14 protein-coding genes and 2 pseudogenes are annotated in these 19724 nt (G+C 45.0%); 4 read left to right on the top strand and 12 right to left on the bottom strand.

Annotation, left to right across the window (positions count from 1 at the left end; translation table 11 throughout):
* Window positions 1–202 precede the first annotated feature (202 nt).
* From QUA97_RS05680 to QUA97_RS05690, 3 genes and pseudogenes are all read right to left on the bottom strand, one after another.
* Window positions 203–5686, bottom strand: a complete 5484-nt coding sequence (locus QUA97_RS05680; protein ID WP_333193809.1) for a response regulator — start codon at window positions 5684–5686, stop codon at window positions 203–205.
* Window positions 5687–6524: 838 nt separating this feature from the next.
* On the bottom strand, window positions 6525–6680 hold the full coding sequence (locus QUA97_RS05685) for a hypothetical protein (protein ID WP_194070797.1): 156 nt from the start codon (window positions 6678–6680) through the stop codon (window positions 6525–6527).
* Between the two features lie 935 nt (window positions 6681–7615).
* Window positions 7616–8584, bottom strand: a pseudogene (locus QUA97_RS05690) (metal ABC transporter solute-binding protein, Zn/Mn family).
* A gap of 66 nt (window positions 8585–8650) precedes the next feature.
* On the opposite strand from QUA97_RS05690, the gene QUA97_RS05695 reads away from it, so the two are divergent.
* Together QUA97_RS05695 and QUA97_RS05700 are read left to right on the top strand one after the other, a co-directional pair.
* Window positions 8651–9379 carry a metal ABC transporter ATP-binding protein gene (locus tag QUA97_RS05695; RefSeq protein ID WP_333193812.1) on the top strand — a complete coding sequence of 243 codons (729 nt, stop codon included), beginning with the start codon at window positions 8651–8653 and terminating at the stop codon, window positions 9377–9379.
* Window positions 9379–9735 (top strand): metal ABC transporter permease, encoded by a 357-nt coding sequence (locus QUA97_RS05700; RefSeq protein WP_333193814.1) that lies wholly within the window; start codon window positions 9379–9381, stop codon window positions 9733–9735. Before QUA97_RS05695 ends, QUA97_RS05700 begins: the two co-directional genes overlap by 1 nt.
* A 283-nt stretch (window positions 9736–10018) precedes the next feature.
* Here the strand turns inward: QUA97_RS05700 and hemB are convergent, their stop codons facing one another.
* From hemB to QUA97_RS05740, 8 genes and pseudogenes are all read right to left on the bottom strand, one after another.
* The gene (hemB, locus tag QUA97_RS05705) at window positions 10019–11053 is read right to left on the bottom strand and encodes a porphobilinogen synthase (protein ID WP_194070800.1); all 1035 of its coding nucleotides are present in this window, start codon (window positions 11051–11053) and stop codon (window positions 10019–10021) included.
* Between the two features lie 33 nt (window positions 11054–11086).
* Window positions 11087–11443: pseudogene (gene hisI / locus QUA97_RS05710) on the bottom strand (phosphoribosyl-AMP cyclohydrolase).
* Between the two features lie 144 nt (window positions 11444–11587).
* Entirely contained in the window at window positions 11588–12238 is a 651-nt protein-coding gene (folE, locus tag QUA97_RS05715) for a GTP cyclohydrolase I FolE (RefSeq protein WP_293153275.1), read from the bottom strand.
* Window positions 12239–12630: 392 nt separating this feature from the next.
* On the bottom strand, window positions 12631–13656 hold the full coding sequence (locus QUA97_RS05720; protein ID WP_333193819.1) for a CobW family GTP-binding protein: 1026 nt from the start codon (window positions 13654–13656) through the stop codon (window positions 12631–12633).
* 247 nt (window positions 13657–13903) lie between these two features.
* On the bottom strand, window positions 13904–14473 hold the full coding sequence (locus tag QUA97_RS05725; protein ID WP_194070804.1) for a Crp/Fnr family transcriptional regulator: 570 nt from the start codon (window positions 14471–14473) through the stop codon (window positions 13904–13906).
* A gap of 157 nt (window positions 14474–14630) precedes the next feature.
* A complete protein-coding gene (locus tag QUA97_RS05730) occupies window positions 14631–15359 on the bottom strand; it encodes a metallophosphatase (protein ID WP_333193944.1) in 729 nt (242 codons plus the stop codon).
* A 172-nt stretch (window positions 15360–15531) separates the two neighbouring features.
* A complete protein-coding gene (locus QUA97_RS05735) occupies window positions 15532–16347 on the bottom strand; it encodes a metallophosphoesterase family protein (protein ID WP_333193821.1) in 816 nt (271 codons plus the stop codon).
* Complete coding sequence (locus tag QUA97_RS05740; protein WP_333193823.1) at window positions 16344–17123, bottom strand: GTP-binding protein; 780 nt, start codon at window positions 17121–17123, stop codon at window positions 16344–16346. Before QUA97_RS05740 ends, QUA97_RS05735 begins: the two co-directional genes overlap by 4 nt.
* A gap of 278 nt (window positions 17124–17401) precedes the next feature.
* Here QUA97_RS05740 and QUA97_RS05745 point away from each other — a divergent pair, with 278 nt between their 5' ends.
* Both QUA97_RS05745 and QUA97_RS05750 read left to right on the top strand, forming a co-directional pair.
* Entirely contained in the window at window positions 17402–17620 is a 219-nt protein-coding gene (locus QUA97_RS05745) for a chlorophyll a/b-binding protein (RefSeq protein ID WP_333193825.1), read from the top strand.
* Window positions 17621–18020: 400 nt separating this feature from the next.
* Window positions 18021–18470 carry a pyridoxamine 5'-phosphate oxidase family protein gene (locus tag QUA97_RS05750; RefSeq protein ID WP_333117378.1) on the top strand — a complete coding sequence of 150 codons (450 nt, stop codon included), beginning with the start codon at window positions 18021–18023 and terminating at the stop codon, window positions 18468–18470.
* Between the two features lie 198 nt (window positions 18471–18668).
* Here QUA97_RS05750 and QUA97_RS05755 read toward each other — a convergent pair whose 3' ends face one another.
* Window positions 18669–19541: an alpha/beta fold hydrolase gene (locus QUA97_RS05755; RefSeq protein ID WP_333193828.1), complete on the bottom strand. Its 873-nt coding sequence runs from the start codon at window positions 19539–19541 to the stop codon at window positions 18669–18671.
* Window positions 19542–19724: the final 183 nt, after the last annotated feature.

The raw sequence follows: 19724 nt of genomic DNA on the forward strand, positions 1-19724 counted from the left end.
TAATGACTAATGACTAATGACTAATGACTAATGACTAATGACTAATGACTAATGACTAATGACTAATGACTAATAACCAATGACTAATGACTAATGACTAATAACCAATAACCAATAACCAATAACTAATAACCAATAACCAATAACCAATAACCAACAACCAATAACAACTAACCAATAACAACTAACAACTAACAACTAACTAATTCCCTATTTGCGATCGCAATTTCCCCGTTTTTAATTCAGTCTCAAACGCCATCCGTACCTTTTCCCACTCCGTTTCGGCTTCCAAAAGCCGATCGCGCGCCGTCCTCGCATCAAAAACCTGTTCCCCTCCCGACTCAACCGCCATGCGGCCCATATACTCCAACTCCTTGCAAACTTCCGAAAAAGACACCGCTCCTAAATTAGCGCTGCTCGACTTCAGGGTGTGAGAAGCCAGCTTCAAACTATCAGCATCGCCGATAAAAATAGCCTCTTTAATTGTTTCTAACTGCTGCGGTGCATCTAACAAATATATCTTAATCAACTCCCCCAAAAAATCCGGGTCTTCATCATCGTCTAACTCGCGGAGACTTTGCAAAACATGAAAATCGATCGGCGAATTTGCTGCAGGTTGAACCATCGAGTGTCCAGCAGCCTCACTGTCAACTTGCTCAGTAATCTGTGGATTTTTTAGTTCAGCAACGGCATCCAATTCATCCCGCTGCAGTGGTTGGCATTTGCCCAGGGCGATCGCCAACTCTTCCCGGCGCACCGGCTTAGTAATATAATCGTCCATACCCGCTTCCAGACACTTTTCGCGATCGCCCTGCATCGCATTAGCCGTCATCGCAATAATTCTCGGCTTCCGATTAGCAGGCCACTCCTGACAAATGCGGCGCGTCGCTTCCAACCCGTCCATCTCCGGCATCTGCACATCCATCAGCACAACATCGTAAGATTGCCGCTTCAGCGCCTCCAAAACCTCCAGCCCATTAGCCGCAATATCTGCCCGATATCCTATCCTGTCGAGCAAATGCGTAGCTACTTTTTGATTCACCACATTATCCTCCGCCAGCAAAATCCGAATCTGAGTAGAATTAGCTCCATCCTGTGCGACAGAATTGCTAGCCACCTGCCTCAAAACCGCAGGTGTCCGCTGCACGCGGTGCTGTTCTTGAGAATTTTCAAAATACTTCAATCCCGAAGTCAAAGTCGCCACATTTGAAACTTCTCCCCTACCACTTCTGCCGGCAACATATCCAAAAACTTGCAGCAACACATTATAAAACTGCGACTGTTTTAGAGGCTTAGTTAAAAAAGCCGAAAAATGTACTTCTGTAGTTTCAAGCTTTTTCCAGACTTCCGCCTTGCTCAAATAAGTAAACAGCACCAAAGGTAGCGGAACTTTGCGAGGGCTTGTAACGATGACATTCGGATTTAGCCCCTCGCCGCCAGACAAATTGCTCAGCTCCAAGGAACGAATCTTCACAGCCAAAGCCACGCCATCCATATCTGGTAGATTCATCGCCAAAATAGCCAAATCTAGCGCCGAGTTTTCTTGGATAATTTTCACAGCCTCAGCACCCGAACTTGCAGCTACAGGTATCATTCCCCAAGCCTCAGCTTGCCGAATCAAAACTTGCCGGTTAATGGCATGATTTTCGACAATCAACAAATGCTTGCCCGCCGCAAATTCCGGCAGTTTTTTTGACTCTCGACTTTCATTAGCTTCTGCTGTCACCGTGAAATAAAAAATTGAACCGGAACCCGATACCGACGGCGGATAAAATCCAGCAGGCGGAATTCCTGCGGTACTTTGTCCGATCGCCGAAACAGCAGGTTGAGACTTAGAACTTGCCGGACAAACTTGACTGACAACCCACATTTTACCACCCATCATATCGCTCAAACGCTGGCTGATAGCCAGTCCCAGACCAGTTCCGCCGTACTGTCGAGTTGTGGAAGCATCCACCTGCGAAAAAGCTTTAAATAGGCGATCGATCCGGTCTGGTGGAATGCCAATGCCCGTATCTTGGACAGCAAATTGAATCTCGTACTGTCTGTTACTTGGCAACTTTTCCTCCTTAGTTGCTAGCGGTTTCAGAGCTAAAATATTGGTTATTTCCGGCAAAATTTTAGCAGCTACAGGCTCGATTTTCCGAGCGGTACAAGAAACGACAATTTCTCCAGATTCTGTAAATTTGACTGCATTTCCTAGCAGATTTACCAGGATTTGGCGCAGCCGCGTGACATCTCCTAAAATGTTTTTTGGAACAGAATCGTCAATAAAGTAAGCTAGCTCTAAACCTTTTTCTGACGCTCTCGGAGCCAGCAATTCCAGAGATTCTTCTATGCAGTTTTGCAGGTCGAAGGGGCTACTTTCCAAATCCATTTTGCCCGATTCAATCTTGGAAAAGTCGAGAATATCGTTAATAATAGTCAGCAAAGCATCGCCGCTGGTGCGAATTGTCTCTACAAAATCCCGCTGTTCTGTAGTTAGTTCCATATCCAGCAGCAAACCGGTCATCCCGATTACCGCATTCATCGGAGTGCGAATTTCGTGACTCATCGTAGCTAAAAACTCGCTCTTAGCTCTGTTAGCAACTTCGGCCGCTTGTCGCGCTTGCTCCAAAGCTTCATTTTGCTCTACTAACTGTTGCTGTCGGTGAACTTCCTTTTCTAAAAGTTGGGCTTGGGCTAAGGTAATTCCGACTTGAGCGGCAACATCTTCTAACAGTTCAATTTCGTCGGGAGTCCACTGGCGAGTTGCATCGCACTGGTGCAAAGTAATAATGCCATTCGGTTCGCCTTGATAGGAAGTGCGAACCGCCAACATAGATTTTAAGCCGATGCGGCGGCACATCGGCACGGAAGATTCGAGCAAAGGATCGGCAAACACATCGGGAGATGCTAGGGCTATATCTTCAGCGAGCAGTTTTTCTGTGTAGGGGTTGTAAGTGACAGAAAGTTCTAAATCTAAAGCTGATATGTAACCTGGTTCGAGGTATTCTGCGACGCAAGGAAGGTGCGGATAAGGTTGGGAAAGGTAGGTGTGAATTGTACAGCGATTGACACCGAATACGCGCCCGATTTGGGTGGCGGTTGTCTGAAAAATTTCTTGAGTATCTAAGGTCGATCGCACTTTTTGAGTGATTTGTTTGAAGAGTAAAACGCACTGGTACTGACGCTGCAAAGTGTGCTCGCGTTCTTCGCGGGCAATTTCCGCGCCGATATAATTGCCCATCAATTTTAACATTTCAAAATTCAGCGGTTTCAAAGGTGGTTTAGCGGAGCTCGAAGTAAAGCTCAAAGTGCCAAAGATTCGCCCTTCCACTATTACCTGCGTGCCGACAAATGCCTCCAACCTGCGGACGGCGTAAGCCGGGTGGTTCTTCCACTGAGTAGTGCCGGCGGATTCGATAGAAATAGGTTCGTTCGATCGCAAAACCTCTCGTTCAAAAGTTCTACTCAAAGCAAAACCATCTCCTTTGGCAAATCCGAAGGGGAAATTTGACGGTACATAGGCGGCGATGACTTCGTAGCGATCGCCCAAAACCCTGCCCAACAGCCCGATATCCATCCCAAACTGACTGCAACCCATCGCCAGCAACTGAGCAGTGCGCTCCTCAAAGGAGCCTGACGAGCTCACCATTACCTCGTAGAGCGATCGAATTGCTCGCTGGCTTTCCCGCAATTCCTCAACGCCTTCGACGCGGCTGCAGACATCGTGCAAAGTTCCTAAAATTCCCGCTATTTCACCCTGGGAATTCAGCCGGACTTGAGCAAATATTTCTACCGAAATAAAGCCCGATTCAGGATGAATGTCTAATTCATTTTTCACCGAGTCCGAATTGTACTTAAATCGCAGTTCTCTCCGACAAAATTCCGATTTTCCAGACAGCAAAGACTCCAATAGATTTTCACACTGCGGGCGTTCATCTGGATGAACCCAATCGAAAAAATTAGTGTGCAAACTTTCGGCAACCGAAAAACCAGTAATTTCAGTCCAAGCGCGGTTGAGAAACGTCCAAACTCCCGCCGCATCCATCTGAAAAATTACTGTTGCTTTCAAAGAATCAAAGACTTGGAATCGATCGGGATCTGCGCCTTTGAGTTCTAACTGCTTATTTGGAGTAATATCTGTATGAGTTCCGACCAAGCGCAGCGGTTTGCCTGCAGCGCTCCGCAAAACTTGACCCCGGTTCAGCACCCAGATAGTGCTGCCGTCTTTGCAGTACATCCGATATTCTGCTGCAAAATCCGCTGTCTTTTGTGCGAAGTGCTCTTCTAAGGCTGCCTTTACTCCGTTAATGTCATCTCGGTGGATGCGACTCCACCATTCCGATCGGCGATTCGAGATTTCCCCTGCTTTGTAGCCGAGCATTTCTTGCCACCGCACGGAATAAAAAAACTCATCTGTTTCGAGATTCCAATCCCAAATCCCCTGATTGTTGACAGTAGCGGGGAGATTTTGGGGCTGCCGGAAACTGTTTTCTGCAATTTCAACTTCCTGGTGGCGATTTGCTGCCGGAAGCTGTATTTGGGCGGCGAGTTTTTTGTATTGCGCGTTGCTAGATTCTAGTTGTCGCTGCAAAGCGATCAAGCTAGAATGCAGAGATTTTGAATCTAGCGCTTGTAAAAGGATAGTTTTAGGATTGACAATCCCGATCGGGTGATTGCTTTCGTTAATGACTAATAATGGTAACTGGTAGTAGTATTGTTGCAGCAGGGCGACGGCTGCTTCTAGGGTAGATTGCGATCGTACCAGCGGCGGCGAGCTGTTGCAAATCGCTCCCGCTTTAATTTTGTTCGAGTCTCTTCCCAACGCCTGCAACTGCACGATGTCCCGCGAACTTACCACCCCAACGAGTTTGTGCAGGTTGGGATTTGTAAATTTGGAATTTGTAGCACCAGTCGAGTTTGGTTCTGGGGTTTCAGTAATTAATACATAGCTAACATTGTGTCGGAACATCAGTTGCGCCAGATAGCGAACTGAAGAACTAGCAGGAGCGTGAATAATTCGTCCTGCTGCGATTTGAGGAATTTGATAAAGTTTAATTAAACTCGCCGGCAGCTCTAATTTCGGTTGTGAACTTGGCAGCGGCGGAGGGAAAGCGAAGGTAACAGGTGGCGGATCGCTGCTTACTTTTTGTGGCGATTTCCCAAGTTCTTCCAACAGTTCTACCAAGCTTTGAGAGCTAATTAAACCGACAAGTTCTTCAGCGTCGCTGACGACGGGTAAATGACCAATCTGATATTTTTCCAGCAGATTTACTAAGGCAAAAAAGTCGGTAATTTCCGATTCTCTGGCTACAGTTACGGTTCTGATCATGATTTGCTCGATGGCAAATCCCCTCAAAGCAGCGCCGATGGAATTTAGCTGTACCACATCTCGCGCCGTAAAAATCCCCAACACCGTCTGCCCGCTCCCATAGGGAGCTTTTGAGCCGCCCTGATGCAGCCCGTTGCCGAAGGCCTTTACCGCACGCGGTAAGCCGTTGTAGAAACCCGACTGTTCCCGCAATCGTCGGGAATTCCCATTGCTGAGATTTTCCAGTTGAGAATGCTCGCGCGGCTCTACCACGAGGACGTAACTGGCTCCTGTGCTGCTCATCAGCTCGATCGCCTTTTCTACGGGCGTCTGAGGGGTGACGGTAAGGGGATTGCGGTTGATGACCTGACTGAGAGAAGGAATAAACATCAGCGGGCATAAGAGTGATATTTGTTAGAAAAACCCGATCGCGGGCAGCAGCTTGATTGAGAGGCTTTACCCGCGAGCTTTCCAAGCACGGTCAAACTTTCTGTACCATAAAATTCACCCCTACTTCCAGCATCTTGGCATTTAAAATTAATTCTGTGCCAAATCCTGACAATTGGCGGGTAACGACAAGTCAGAACCAATGCTATCTGCCACAGGGCGGACTTTTAACTGGCCGGCAATTCCTCGCCGGGCCTAACTACTGCGGGTTGACGAGCAAGAATTTCTGCGATTGTCTAGACTGCACCCTACTTTCTCGCCCTCAACGGAACTCTCGCTCAGATTCTGTTTGAGGCAAGATACCTATACACTACCAATTTACCAGCGGCCGCAGGCTTGTTACAAGATTGCCAATTAGTAGGTATATAAACTGTGCAATTAGGGGGTGGGAGAAGCCAGAGGGAGAGAACGGGAAAGGGGGAGCTTTGAATATATAGCCTTTCTCAAAAAGGTGAGGAGTTGAGATTTTAGATACTTCGGCTTCGCGAGCGTACAAGTTTGAGATTTTAGATTGGGGGATTGAGAAGTCGATCGGTCAATACCTCATTTTTGGCTCGGACTTGTATAGATTTTAGATTAGGGAATTAGGGAATGGGGAAATTGAGGGAATGGGGAAATTGAGGGATTGAGGGATTGAGGGAGCGATCGGTCAATCCCTCATTTTTGGCTCGAACTGCTATCAAACAAATAATTGCTATAATAACTGACTCTGTTATTATAGCAATTATTAATAATTGCTATAAATTCTCAATTATTAGACATTTTTATTTTAAATTACCGTCTACTGCGGGGATGTAGCGATCGCACCCGCAGCAGTACCCGATATTTTAATTGCGACGGCGTTTTGAGCAAAAATTGCGATCGGGCTGCACAACTCAAGAATCGGGGCGATTAAAATGCCTATAACTAAACTTATAATTATGGTTTTTGATAACACTTGAATGCTGACGTTGGACGTTGGACGTTGGACGTTTAACCCAAAGCAAGCAGGGACAGCACTAATGACTAATGACTAATAACGTTTGCGAGCGGGGACGCTAATGACTGATGACTAGCCTTCGACTTCGCTCTTCGGCTAAAATGACTAATGACTAATGACTAGCCTTCGACTTCGCTCTTCGGCTAAAATGACTGATGGCTGATGGCTGATGGCTGATGACTTCAACCAACGCTGAAGTTCCCCAGCGGCCGTAGCAATTACGACCGCCAATCTAAAATCTAAAATCGATTGACGGCTGGTGAAAGTCTGTTGTCTCAAATTGGGGTACAAGGCTGGAGTTTAGGTTGAAAAAGCCATAGAGTTTAGGTTGAGCGCGATCGCTACTTTGGATGATAATGAGTATTTTAGAATAATTAATAATTTATATCAACTAGCTTCCTAGGATTTACCGATTTTGCTCTCTTCTCGGCAAAAGCGGACGATCGATCTTTGTAATCGCAGTTACTATGGATGGCTAAGGTTGAAATCCTTTGCGGGTGCTGTAAGAGATGTTTCAGAACTCCACAGTATATGTGTCTGGGTTGTACGTGGCATAAGTTGCTCGATCGGCTCTGTTAGCGCAGTGTTCGAAGAGGAGCGCCCGCTGTGTAGTCGCAGACACCGTTGCAGGTGGCTCTTGAGAATCAAGTGTTAGTACCAAGCTATTGATAATAGTTAGCTATAGTTGACACTCAAATGCCTAAGCGCGATCGCCTCTCAAGAAAGCTTTAAGGGGCTTTTTTGTGGGTGGGGTTCAAGGTAGAACTCGAATAACGAGCGAAACATATTCGAGTTTTACCTTGAAAGGGTTTATTTAACCTATTTGCAGCCCGATCGTTTGTTGGCGAACCCGCCCCTAAAGCTAGTTGAAAATAGCCTTTGCAGTTCCTCGATTAAGGTTTAAAAGGAGTATATTTGCCACCCAAACCTTCTACAATTGTCCGAGTATTAGCAATCATCATTTTCTGATAAGTATCAGCCTCACTTCCCGGTTCTCCCAAACCATCAGCAAATAATTCTCTTGGCGAAACTTTCACCTTGGCTTCCTTTGCCACGGCCTCAATTAATTTAGGATTAATTGTAGTTTCAGCAAAAATTGTCGGCACTCCAGAAGCCTTAATTTCTCTAACTAATTGAGCCACCCGCGTTGGTATTGGCGCTTCATCGGTACTAATACCTTCTAAGGCTCCTACTACTGGAATTCCGTAAGCTTTTGAGTAGTAACCTAAAGCATCGTGAGTTGTAACAAGCTTGCGCTGTTTGTCAGGAATTGTGGTAATCTCTGATTTAATCCATGTATCTAGTTTTGTCAAACTTGAGGTAATTTGTTGAGTCTTTGCATTATAAACAGGTGCTTGGTTTGGCAAAATTTTACCGAGTTTACTGTTAATAACTTTTGCCATTGCCATGGCATTTTTAGCATCGTGCCAAATATGCGGATCTAGAACTTTTTTGCCGTCTTCTTCAAGCTATAGTGCTTTGGGTACTGCTGCTTCACCGACAGCAAGTTTCGCAGATTTATTGGAACTTGCTTTAATTAATCGAATTAAACTTGGTTCAAAATTATAACCGCTGTATAAAATCAACTTTGCTTGCTCAATTGCTTTGCGATCGTCTGGTTTTGAGGTGTAAACGTGGGGGTCTGAACCTGCATCTATCAAGCATTTGAGGTCAATAGTATTGCCAGCTATTTCCTTCGCTAAGCCGCAAATAACTGTAGACGTTGCCACGACTTGCGGACGACTTTGGGCGACAATCGGATTTTTATTCGTCTGTGAAAAAGTTACCCCCGCGCTACTCGATCCAGCCACCATCATCAAGCCAAACACAGCAAGGCCTTTGAATTTCAATCTTTGTAACATTGTCTGTTTCTCCTTTGTGCTATTATTATATTGTGATAATAATAATCGTTATTACTAAATTTTACTATGTTAGAGGTTCGGCATCTCGCTGTCAACTACCGAGGCGTTTCCGCTGTTGAGGATGTCAGCTTCAGCTTGGCACCGGGGCAAATCGTGGGGGTAATAGGGCCTAACGGCGCGGGGAAAAGTACGATGGTGAAGGCGATTTTAGGGCTAATTCCGACGGAAAATGGGGTTGTCAGGTATCGCGATCGCGCACTTTCTAAGCAGCTAGGAGAGGTGGCTTATGTGCCGCAGCGATCGCAGATAGACTGGGATTATCCTATTTCTATTCAAAATGTAGTAATGATGGCCCGGACACGCCATAGGAGTTGGTGGCGATCGCCTTCACGTCAATCCAGAGAAATTGTCAAAGCCGCCTTAGAAAGAGTCGGAATTTGGGAATTAAGAAACCGCCAAATTGGGGAGTTGTCAGGGGGACAACAACAGCGAGTATTTTTAGCTCAATCATTAGCGCAAGAAGCTGAGTTATTTTTCTTTGATGAGCCTTTTTCGGGAGTTGACAAAAAGACAGAAGCTATACTATTTGAAGTTTTTGACGAACTGAAAGCTGAAGGTAAAATCTTGCTAGTAATTGGTCATGAATTGGGAGAAGCTTCGAGGAAGTACGACCGATTTTTATTGATAAATAAACAACTAATTGCTGATGGAAACAAGTCAGAAGTAATTACCGCTGACAATATTCAGCGGGCCTATGGCGATTGTGTAATATTGGTGCAACGGGAGATTGACTAATGTTAAATTTACTCAGAGAACCCCTAGAATTTGAGTTCATGCGGAATATGCAAGCAGTAGGCGTTGTGTTAGTAGTTTCTCTACTGATTGGACCGAGTATCTCTGGCTATTTATTAGTTAAAGAATTGCACCCGATGATGGGATTTGGAGCAATTATCGGTGTAATCAGTAGTGTGTCTGGGATGTATATTAGTTATTACTTAAATCTGCCTTCAGGTGCAGCAATTGTGTTAGTTGTCACTGGGTTATTTTTAGTAGCATTACTCTTTAGTCCGTCTCAAGGGATTTTGACTCGGCCATCGATGGTGAGTCGTAGGAGTAAGATTTTGCAGCAGTTGAAACAACTGGGGCGGTAATATTCTAGTCTTGAATATACGGGGGCTTAGAAACCGGTTTTTTTTACAAAAATACTGGTTGTAATATCAATTCCGATTACATTGGAATGATATAGAGGAGACGGCAGTGCCGTTTCCCTACCGTGATTAATTGTAGGGAGACGGCACTGCCGTCTCCTGATTTCGGTAATATTAATAATTCCGATGCTACCGGATTTGATATAACTGGCAGATTCGGTAAAAAACCCGGTTTGTCTGTTGGAGTGCGTCGAAGACTGAAGTATCCGCGCTTAAAAAAATTCTCTTATTTCAACATCAAAGCAACTTCCTTAGCAAAATAAGTCAAAATCAAATCAGCACCAGCTCGTTTGATACTCGTCAAATTCTCCAAAATAATCCGCTTTTCATCAATCCAACCCAACTGTGCAGCAGCTTTGATCATTGCGTATTCGCCGCTGACATTATAAGCAGCTACGGGCAAATTAGTTGCTTCGCGCACTTGGCAGATAATATCCAGATAGGCCAAAGCAGGTTTTACCATCACAATATCTGCACCTTCTGCTATATCCAAAGCAACTTCTTTCAGTGCTTCTCGTGCATTAGCAGCATCCATTTGATAAGTCTTTTTGTCTCCAAATTTCGGGGCAGAATCGAGGGCATCTCGAAACGGGCCGTAATAAGCAGAGGCATATTTTGCTGAATAAGCCATGATTGCTGTATCGATGTATCCTGCGGCATCTAAGGCTTTGCGAATTGCGCCGATTCTGCCGTCCATCATGTCGGAAGGTGCTACCATATCCGCACCGGCGGCGGCTTGAGAAACTGCCATTTTTACTAAAACTTCAACAGTCGGATCGTTGAGAATTTTACCAGTTTCGTCAACTAAACCGTCGTGTCCATGAGTGGTAAAAGGATCGAGGGCTACGTCGGTAATTACAACTATTTCGGGGATGTTTTGTTTGATGGCTTTGACTGTTTGTTGCACCAATCCGCCCGGGTTGTAGCTTTCGGTTCCGGTGTCATCTTTTTTGCTGTCTGAGATAACTGGAAAAAGGGCGATCGCATTAATTCCTAACTCCCAACATTCAGCTATTTCTTTGAGCAATAAATCCAAGGAATAGCGATAACAACCAGGCATAGAAGCAATCTCAACTTTTTGCCCTTCCCCTTCCATCACAAACATCGGATAGATGAGGTCGTCAACAGTCAGGTGATTTTCCCGTACCATCCGCCGCAAAGCTGGTGTACGGCGGAGGCGGCGGGGACGGATGGTTGTGAGGGAAGGATTTTGATTGTTTGGAGTGGGAACGGCGGACTCGACGTTATTTGCAGATGACATAGGAACTGGGTGCAATAATGATAATCATTATTATTACATTATTGCACCCAGTGGTAGCGCCACGGAATTGAAAAAACAACTCCTCACGCCTGTGTGACAAGCTATTTCACCAATCTGTTCTATTTTGAGCAGAATAGTATCGGCATCGCAATCGTAAAATATTTGTTTGACTTTTTGGATGTGCCCGGATGTCACGCCTTTGTGCCAAAGTTCAGAGCGCGATCAACTCCAATAGTGTGCTTCTCCTGTAGCTAGAGTCTGCTCGATCGACTCTTTGTTCATCCAAGCCATCATTAAAATGGTACTATCTCGATAGTCCTGGGCGATCGCCGGAATTAAACCTTTATTATTAAACTTTAAAGCTTCAATCCACAAATATTTTTGATCCATATTCAGTTTAGATAAGATTTTTTACCACAGAGGGCGCAGAGGGCGCAGAGGGAGGAAAGGAAAAGAGAGAAATATGGTAATCTAATATGACTCTTTTTTCTTTGTTCAGCCTGCAAACACGGAAGTTTTCGCAGACAATTCTAGCTAGTGAAAGCTTGATTTGTGCGCGATTAAACTCATAAATTCTTGACGAGTTCTGGAATCTTCAGCAAACACTCCCCGCATCGCTGAAGTCGCAGTCCAAGAACCTGGTTTTTGCACACCGCGCATTACCATACACATATGAGTTGCTTCGATTACAACTGCTACACCTTGAGGTTTTAGCAATCCTTGAAGTGCATCCGCAATTTGTGCAGTTAAGCGTTCTTGTACTTGCAATCTGCGGCCGTACATTTCACAAATTCGAGCAATTTTTGACAGTCCAATTACTTTCCCGTTGGGAATGTACGCAACGTGTGCTTTGCCAATAATTGGCAGGATGTGATGTTCGCAGGAACTGAAAATATCAATGTCCCGCACTAACACCATTTCGTTAGCATTTTCTGTGAATACTGCTCCGTTGAGCAGTTCGTCCAGAGATTGACGATAACCTCCAGTTAAGAACTGCAAGGCTTTCACAACTCGTTTCGGTGTATCTCGTAACCCTTCACGGTCTGGGTCTTCTCCCAATCCTAGCAGCAATGTACGCACTGCTTGTCTCATTTCTTCATCTGAAACAGGGGGTTGAGATTGGGTAGGAATTGATGACACTACACCATTTGGAGAAGTCAGTTCTGGGCGAGTAGATAAAGTCATGCTTGCAGTTTTTGAAAATGTTTAACAGTGGGTATGGACTTTTACTTGCCATTTGATTATAACAAGATTTACAAAATGTAACATTAAAATATTTAGATTTTTTTGGGATGATTTTTATGGCTGACATTGTAAAACTAGCCATTGGTAGTTACATGATTTTTTTGTCAAAAACTGCAACGACTAACGACAGAATTAAATCTAAAATGTGTCGGATAGAACCCTAGTTAATTTGTAAGGTGCGTCGCTTGCGGGATCTGGGAGAGAAATTGCTTCTTTACGGGTGGCGACGCACCTTACACGGGCCATAATATTGTGTGTACCACATATACATGGAATATGCTGTAAATCTAAAAGCTCTTAGCTATGAACGTGATACTGAGATGGACGCAATCTTAAACTAAGCAATTGTTAAGTTGTTCTCGAATTTGAGCGGTATCTAAGTTGCGACCGATGACTACGAGTTGATTCTTAGGTGGAGTCAACCATTCGTAAGCATTTAGTTCATAGCGCGCGCCGCTAAGTTGAAAAATGTGTCTCATTGGACTTTCTTTAAACCAGAGAATGCCTTTTGCCCGAAATACATCGCAGGGCATTTCTTCGGTGAGAAATTCTTGGAATTTGTGGAGATCAAAAGGTCGATCGCTCTGAAATGATAGTGAAACAAATCCGTCATTATCTAAGTGAGTCGAGTGATGTCCGTGATGGTGATGTTCATGATGGTGTTCGTGATTCTCGTGTTTTTCCTCAGTTTCAAAACTCTCGAAAAGATCGGCTTGCGTCAAACCCACACCCAAAATTAAGGGTAAAGGAACTTCGCCATATTCAGAGTGTAAAATTCTCGCTCCTTCTTTCACAGTGCGAATGTAAGCTTCTAATTCTTCTACTTTTTCTGAAGGAGCTAAATCGGTTTTGTTCATCAGCACGATATCTGCAAATGCTACTTGTTTTAAAGCTGCTTCGCTGTCAAAATTGTCGGTGGTGAATGTTTCGCTATCGACTACAGTGAGTACAGAATCTAGACTGGTTAAATCCCGCAATTCCGTGCCGAGAAATGTCAATATAATCGGCAGTGGATCGGCAACTCCCGTGGTTTCAATTACCATGCAATCGATGCGGTCTTCCCGTTCTAAAACTCGGTATACTGCATCAACTAAGCCTTCATTGATGGTACAACAAATACAGCCGTTGCTCAGCTCTACCATGTCATTTTCGGTAGAAATTAAAAGCTGCGAATCGATGTTAATATCGCCAAATTCGTTAACTAAAACTGCTACTTTTAAATCTTGGCGATTTTTGAGGATTTGATTGAGTAAAGTGGTTTTTCCGCTGCCGAGAAAGCCGGTAATTATGGTTACGGGCATTCCTCTTTTGGGAAAATCGGAAACTAAATCTGGGGTTTGTACAGTGAGATTAGTCATTGTCCCTCGTTGATTAATTGTAGAAGCCCTGCTGTCAATTTGGAACGCCGCTAAGCATCCCAAAGCTCTTGTCGATAGCACTTCCTAGCCAAAATTTAGGTACGATCGCCTGTATCGCACCGAACCGGTTATGATAATCATTATCATAATTTAGATGTGCTTTAAGCGCAAGCCCTAGAATTATTGCTCAGCTAGCTGATGACTCATAAACACTTCACTGTCATCCCTTTTCCAGATAAATCCCATGTTACAAACGGGAATTTAAAACAATGTATTGAGGGCGAGTGCGATCGATAATTCCCTCCTCCTCCAGCCGACACATCAGCCGCGTCACCGTAATCCGCGTAATTCCCATCGCCTCTGAAATCTCCTGGTGAGTCAATCTCAGATCGATCAAAACTCCTTGTGCGACTTCCCGACCAAATTTTTTTCCCAACCAAACCAATAGTTGCAGCAATCTATCCCGCAGACATTCGCTGCGAACAATGCAGAAAAATTCTTGAGTTTGCTGAAGATGTCTGAAAACTTCATCTAAGGATTGATAGCACAAATTTTGAGGAATGTAACTAATTTCTACATGAGTCTTGCACTCAATTTGATAAGGTTGGACGCCTGACAGTGACTGGCCCAGCACGTCTCCAACTCCCCAATATCCCAGCGTGATTGGTGTCCCCTGGTCGCTCCAAGTTAAGGTTCGGACAGAGCCGCGTTCAATTCGCAGCAACCCTTTAGAGGGCACGGGCACTAACTGACGGCGGGTGAAAGTCTGGTGTCTGAAACTAGCGTACAAGGCTGGGGTGTAGGTTGAAAGAGTCATAGGATTGAGGTTGAGCGCCACCGCTACTTTGGATGATGATGTACAGTTTAGATTAATTGATAATTAATATCAATTAATTTGAGGCAATTTGCCGATCGTCCTGTCTCCCAGGCCAGAGCGGATGATGAATATTTGCGATCGCAGCTACTATGGACGGCTAAGGTTGAAGCCCTTTGCGGGTGCTGTAAGAGACGTTTCGGAACTTTACTGTATCGGTGTCCGGGTCGTACAGGGTATAAGTTGCTTGTCCGGCGAGCCGCCCGATATTCCCGACTCCGATCGCCCGCCGTGCAGTTGCAGACACGGTTGCAGGTGGCTCCTGAGAATCCAGAGTCTGCAGCCAGTTATTGATAATACTTAGCTGTAATTGATACTCAAATGCTAAGCCCGATCGCCCGCAAAACAAAGTATTAGCATCAGCGCGGATTGTGCGATCGAGCATCACAGGCGGCGGAGTCTCCGGGGTAAGCTCATCAGAGGCGCTAACCGTACTCCCGTGAATCAACAAACAATCCAATTCATGAAAACCAAAATTCAAAGAGCGCAACCACTCTACAGTTTTCCGGCTGACAGAATCCCAGAGCAACTTAATCGTATCTGCGCCGTATTTTTGTCGCAATTCTGCCGCATCAGGGCTAGAACCTATTCCGTGTAAGTTGAAACACTGTTCTTCCCACCACCCGATACAGATTTGAGGTGCTATTTCTCCTCGTTTGGGCGATCGGACTCGCTGCACTAATTTTTCGCATTCGGGATTCGGGCCGACTAAATCGCCTAAGATATACAATTCGTCAACGCGAATTCTCAGGCACTTTATGTCAGCTACTACAGATTGATAAGCAGCAATATTTCCTTCTATTCCTGTTAATACGACCCAGTTTTTTATGGGTTTCAACTGTTAGTATTTGTCAAGATTTTTGCGGAGTTTGTTTTGAACGGATCTCTTACACCAATGTCAAAAAGTTGTAGGGTGGGTTCACCAACAATAATCGCCAAAAACCAATAAGCTCATAAACCGGCACCCACCCAACTAATGACTAATGACTAATGACTAATGACTACCTCTCACAAACATGAGTAGGATCGTCAGCTCTTTCGGCATATTCCAAACCCCTAGCCAAACGCCAAGCAAAAATCGGCGGCCAACCTTTTTCAATAATTGCAGCGCAAGTAGCATGATAGTCATATTCGACTTCTCGCAATGTCGCCTGTTGAGCGTCAACATCATAAATCACGTAGGTAGCATTCGGTCTACCGTGGCGCGGTTCTCCTATAGAACCAACATTCACAATCCGCTTTAAAGGAGCAGTAAAACTTAAATCTTTGTCTCCTTCGATGCTCGACCCGCTGACTCGAACCTGCATATTTCCAGCATCTAAAGTACGAACGTAGGGTACATGAGTGTTACCGCAAAACAGCAGGTCAGCATCGGCAGAAAATACCCGCTCTAAGGCATAAAAAGCATCCATTTTTGGCAGTAAATATTCGTGATTGCTGTGGGGGCTACCGTGAACGAAACACCTATTGTATTCTCGCAAACTGTGTGGCAAAGTGGCTAAATATTCCCGCGTTTCTAAGGGGATTTGTGCGTTAGTCCATTCGTGGGCTAATTTGCCTCTTTTTTCGGCTAAAACAGACGGATAGCTGCATTCGCATGAGTTCAAACCTTCGACAATATCTTCGTCCCAGCAGCCGACGCAAGTGGGAATGTCGAGGGAGCGAATCATTTCTACTACGGCGTGGGGATGCGGGCCGTAGCCGACTAAATCTCCAAGGCAAAAGATTTTTTCTGCTTGTTGTTCGTCAATGTCTGACAAAACGGCATTTAAGGCTTCGTAGTTGCCGTGAATGCAGGACATAACTGCTATTTTCATTCGGTTTCTTCTTCTCCTAATAATAGTGCTTGTTTGACTTGCTGTTGGTAATTCAACAGAATTGTTTCGGACAGACAGCAATCTTCTAGGGTTTGTCCTAATGCTGTTTCATCGAGATTTTCGCCGACAATTTCTATGCCGCTAAATCTTTGGGGGCGGCCTTCGAGCCAGCGGGGAAGTGGCAATTCTTCGTGGGCGGTTTCTTTGAATTCGGCAGCGAAATCGAAGTAAAAAGATCGCCCGTCGGCTATGTCAAAAATGCCTTTGGCTCTGTGAACCTTGCCGTAGGCTCCTTGGGTCATTTCTTGGTACCAAAACAGATCGAGGCTGGCTGGATCGAGGACTTGTCCGCTAGCGGGGCTGCGCCAAATTGATAGTTTTTCTGGTTCGCCGCTAACGGCTATTCCCTCGACAATTACATCTGCCCATTGATGCCATTCGGTGTCTTTGATTTCTGGCGGCACTACAGCAAATCGGCGGCTGGGAAAGCTTTGGAGTAGGTTTTCTACTGCTGTCAGTTGCAGGTAAAATCCCAGTTCGATGTAGGCTGAAACGCCGTTTTCTAGGTGTTTCGCGAGCTCGGATTCTTGCCCGTCTGTCAGGGTGGTGATTTGCCCAAATTCGGCGGCGATGCACGTTTGGTCGATCGGCACATTGCCGCTTCCGGGGCAAAAATACAGCAGGGGCGGGGTTTGGGCTGCTAGCTGCTGTCGAATCCAGGTTGTTTTGCCGCTTCCGGGCGGGCCCGCTACGGCGGTGATTGTGGGTTGACTCATAAATATAATGATAATCGTTATCAACCAAGTTGGCTCTTATATATTTAGATTTAAGGTTTTGAACGGGCATCCTGCCCGCTCCACTCTTCGTGGCTATGCCTCTGGAACCAGTTACCGTGCAAGTTAGATCCGCGACAGCTTAGCGTTTCGAGGCCGCCCAAGTCTTAGTGCCAACGTTTGTGACTAGCATCACAAACTTTTATGCGCCCAATCACTGTAATATAAGTTAATACTCTGTTACATTTATTCATATAAAGCAACGAAACAAGGAAAAATCCATGACTTCACGTAACATGATGGTAGATGACCAAGGCCTCCTCAACAACTTCGCGATCGAACCCACGATGTATGTAGACGCCAACGTCAGCACCGGTTTCACACAATACGCTGAGAAAGTTAACGGACGTTTTGCGATGATCGGATTTGTTTCTTTGCTGGCGATCGAAGTTTTGACAGGACAAGGCTTTCTTACATTACTCAAAAATTCTTTAGGCTAGGGCGATCGGTTACATAGATTTAATATAATCTCCGCTGAATAGCTCATAATAAAAAATGTTTGCAGTCAGGACTTTAGTCGTAACTGCAAACCATTTTTTTGTTTAAAATATGTTTGGCCGCTTGTGGCCTATCAAAATAAATCTTATGTCCGATCGCGCGATCGGACATAAGATTAAAACTAATCAGAGCCATACAAATTTTTATACAAACAATCTCGGTCTAAAGGTAGATGACAATTGTGAACAATTAAGGTTACAATCTCCAAAATCATACATTTTTTAGAAAAACCAAACAGGCGCATCAACAACGCAATAAATTAGACCAGCAGCCCAACTCGTGAAGAAATTTTAAACATCGAGGGATTTCTCTAGAGTACCTAAGTCTTATAAGGAGCATAAAATGTTAGATATTGATGAAATGAGCTCAAAAGAAATACAAGAGCTTTTGCAGAAAGTAGGGCACGGACACCTCGGCTGTGTATTTGAAGGGCATCCATACGTTGTCCCAATGCACTATTATCTCCAAGATTCCGACATATACATTTTCACAACTGTCGGGATGAAAACTAAGTATATGGACGGAAATCCAGAAGTCTGCTTGCAAGTTGAAGAAGTCCGCGATTCGGAACACTGGCGCAGCGTTGTCGTCAACGGGCGAGCAGAACGCCTCACCCAGCAGCCAGACATCGATCGCGCGATGCAATTGGTCAAAGAACACAACCCCACACTTTCACCCGCCATCAATCGCACTTGGATTGACTCTTGGGGGCGTGCGGAGGTAATAGCAATCTACCGCATTTACCCCAGCGAAATGAGCGGGCGTACGACGCAGGGAATCAGCAGTCGGTAAGCTTGGAGACATCTGGGTTGAGTAGAGAAAATAGGACTCACTTGAAACCGGGTTTTTTACGAAAATACTTAATTAAGACCTTCAATCTCGCTAAAAAACCCGGTTTCTGAGTGTCGGAGTGCGTCCAAAACTGAAATTACTAAAAAGTCCTCCGGGGGGAAAACCCTGCGCCAGCGGAAAATAGTGCAAAATATTTTCTCAAACAGCTTTGCTTGCCAAAAACTCTCTCATGTACCGATTCACTAACTGCGGCTGTTCCTGCTGTACCCAGTGGCTGCAATTAGGAATGTACTGAATCTGAAAATCCCGGACGTAATCTTCAGTCCCGTAAGTTAACTCTTTGCCGAGGGCGCTATCGTTTTCTCCCCAAATCATCAGCGTCGGAACTTGCAGCACATCCCAATTCTGGCGATCGACCAATCCGCTAGCAATGTTGCGGTAATAATTGATAGTAGCAGTCAGAGCGCCCGGTTTAGCCGCCGCATCTTTGTAAGCTTGGATGTCAGAGGGGGTAAAGCTGCTTTTGTCAACAGCCATGCCTTCAAAAGCAAGGGCGATCGCCCGATAGTCACCCAACCGAATTAAGAACTCCGGCAAAATCGGCAACTGAAACAAAAAAACGTACCAACTTTTTCGCAATTGTTGGGGAGTTCGCAGCCCTTCCGCAAACTTGGCCGGATGCGGTAAATTCATCACAATTAATTTATCGACCATCTCTGGATAAGCATAGGCAAAATTCCAGGCGATCGCCCCTCCCCAGTCGTGACCGACTAAAACGCAACTTTCGTATCCCAAACCCTGAATAATTCCCTTGACATCTTGCACAAACTCTGCCATCACGTAGGCAGATTTATCCTTCGGTTTGTCGCTGTCATTGTAACCTCTGAGATCCACAGCGACAACTTGATAATCTGACGCAAATTCCGGGATTTGATGGCGCCAAGAATACCAAAATTCGGGAAATCCGTGCAGCATCAGCATCAGCGGCCCGGAACCTTGAGTGACACCATGAAGCTTGATGTTATTTGTCGCAATAAATGCGTGTTTCCAAGCTTCTTTCAGCACAGGCATATTTGATAGTTCCTCTAGCTAGAGATAGATTTTAGCAGTTAAATAAGTTGAGATTTCAGATTAAAGAATTGAACAATTCAAAACGATATATCGCCCTTCGTGATTTGGTGATTCCTGTGTGGAACAGGTGTCGAGCCCTTTTCCCGAAAGGATTGCGAACTCAGTCAAAATATTAGTATAATG

It is taken from the genome of Microcoleus sp. CZ3-B2 (genome assembly GCF_036705055.1).
GTDB lineage: Bacteria > Cyanobacteriota > Cyanobacteriia > Cyanobacteriales > Microcoleaceae > Microcoleus.

Bases quoted from the DNA above. Each gene is read 5' to 3' on its own strand.
- folE (WP_293153275.1), bottom strand. From the start codon at position 12,238: ATGACTTTATCTACTCGCCCAGAACTGACTTCTCCAAATGGTGTAGTG.
- QUA97_RS05720 (WP_333193819.1), bottom strand. From the start codon at position 13,656: ATGACTAATCTCACTGTACAAACCCCAGATTTAGTTTCCGATTTTCCC.
- QUA97_RS05700 (WP_333193814.1), top strand. From the start codon at position 9,379: ATGTTAAATTTACTCAGAGAACCCCTAGAATTTGAGTTCATGCGGAAT.
- QUA97_RS05755 (WP_333193828.1), bottom strand. From the start codon at position 19,541: ATGCCTGTGCTGAAAGAAGCTTGGAAACACGCATTTATTGCGACAAAT.
- QUA97_RS05725 (WP_194070804.1), bottom strand. From the start codon at position 14,473: ATGACTCTTTCAACCTACACCCCAGCCTTGTACGCTAGTTTCAGACAC.
- QUA97_RS05680 (WP_333193809.1), bottom strand. From the start codon at position 5,686: ATGTTTATTCCTTCTCTCAGTCAGGTCATCAACCGCAATCCCCTTACC.
- QUA97_RS05745 (WP_333193825.1), top strand. From the start codon at position 17,402: ATGACTTCACGTAACATGATGGTAGATGACCAAGGCCTCCTCAACAAC.
- QUA97_RS05740 (WP_333193823.1), bottom strand. From the start codon at position 17,123: ATGAGTCAACCCACAATCACCGCCGTAGCGGGCCCGCCCGGAAGCGGC.
- hemB (WP_194070800.1), bottom strand. From the start codon at position 11,053: ATGTCATCTGCAAATAACGTCGAGTCCGCCGTTCCCACTCCAAACAAT.
- QUA97_RS05735 (WP_333193821.1), bottom strand. From the start codon at position 16,347: ATGAAAATAGCAGTTATGTCCTGCATTCACGGCAACTACGAAGCCTTA.
- QUA97_RS05695 (WP_333193812.1), top strand. From the start codon at position 8,651: ATGTTAGAGGTTCGGCATCTCGCTGTCAACTACCGAGGCGTTTCCGCT.
- QUA97_RS05750 (WP_333117378.1), top strand. From the start codon at position 18,021: ATGTTAGATATTGATGAAATGAGCTCAAAAGAAATACAAGAGCTTTTG.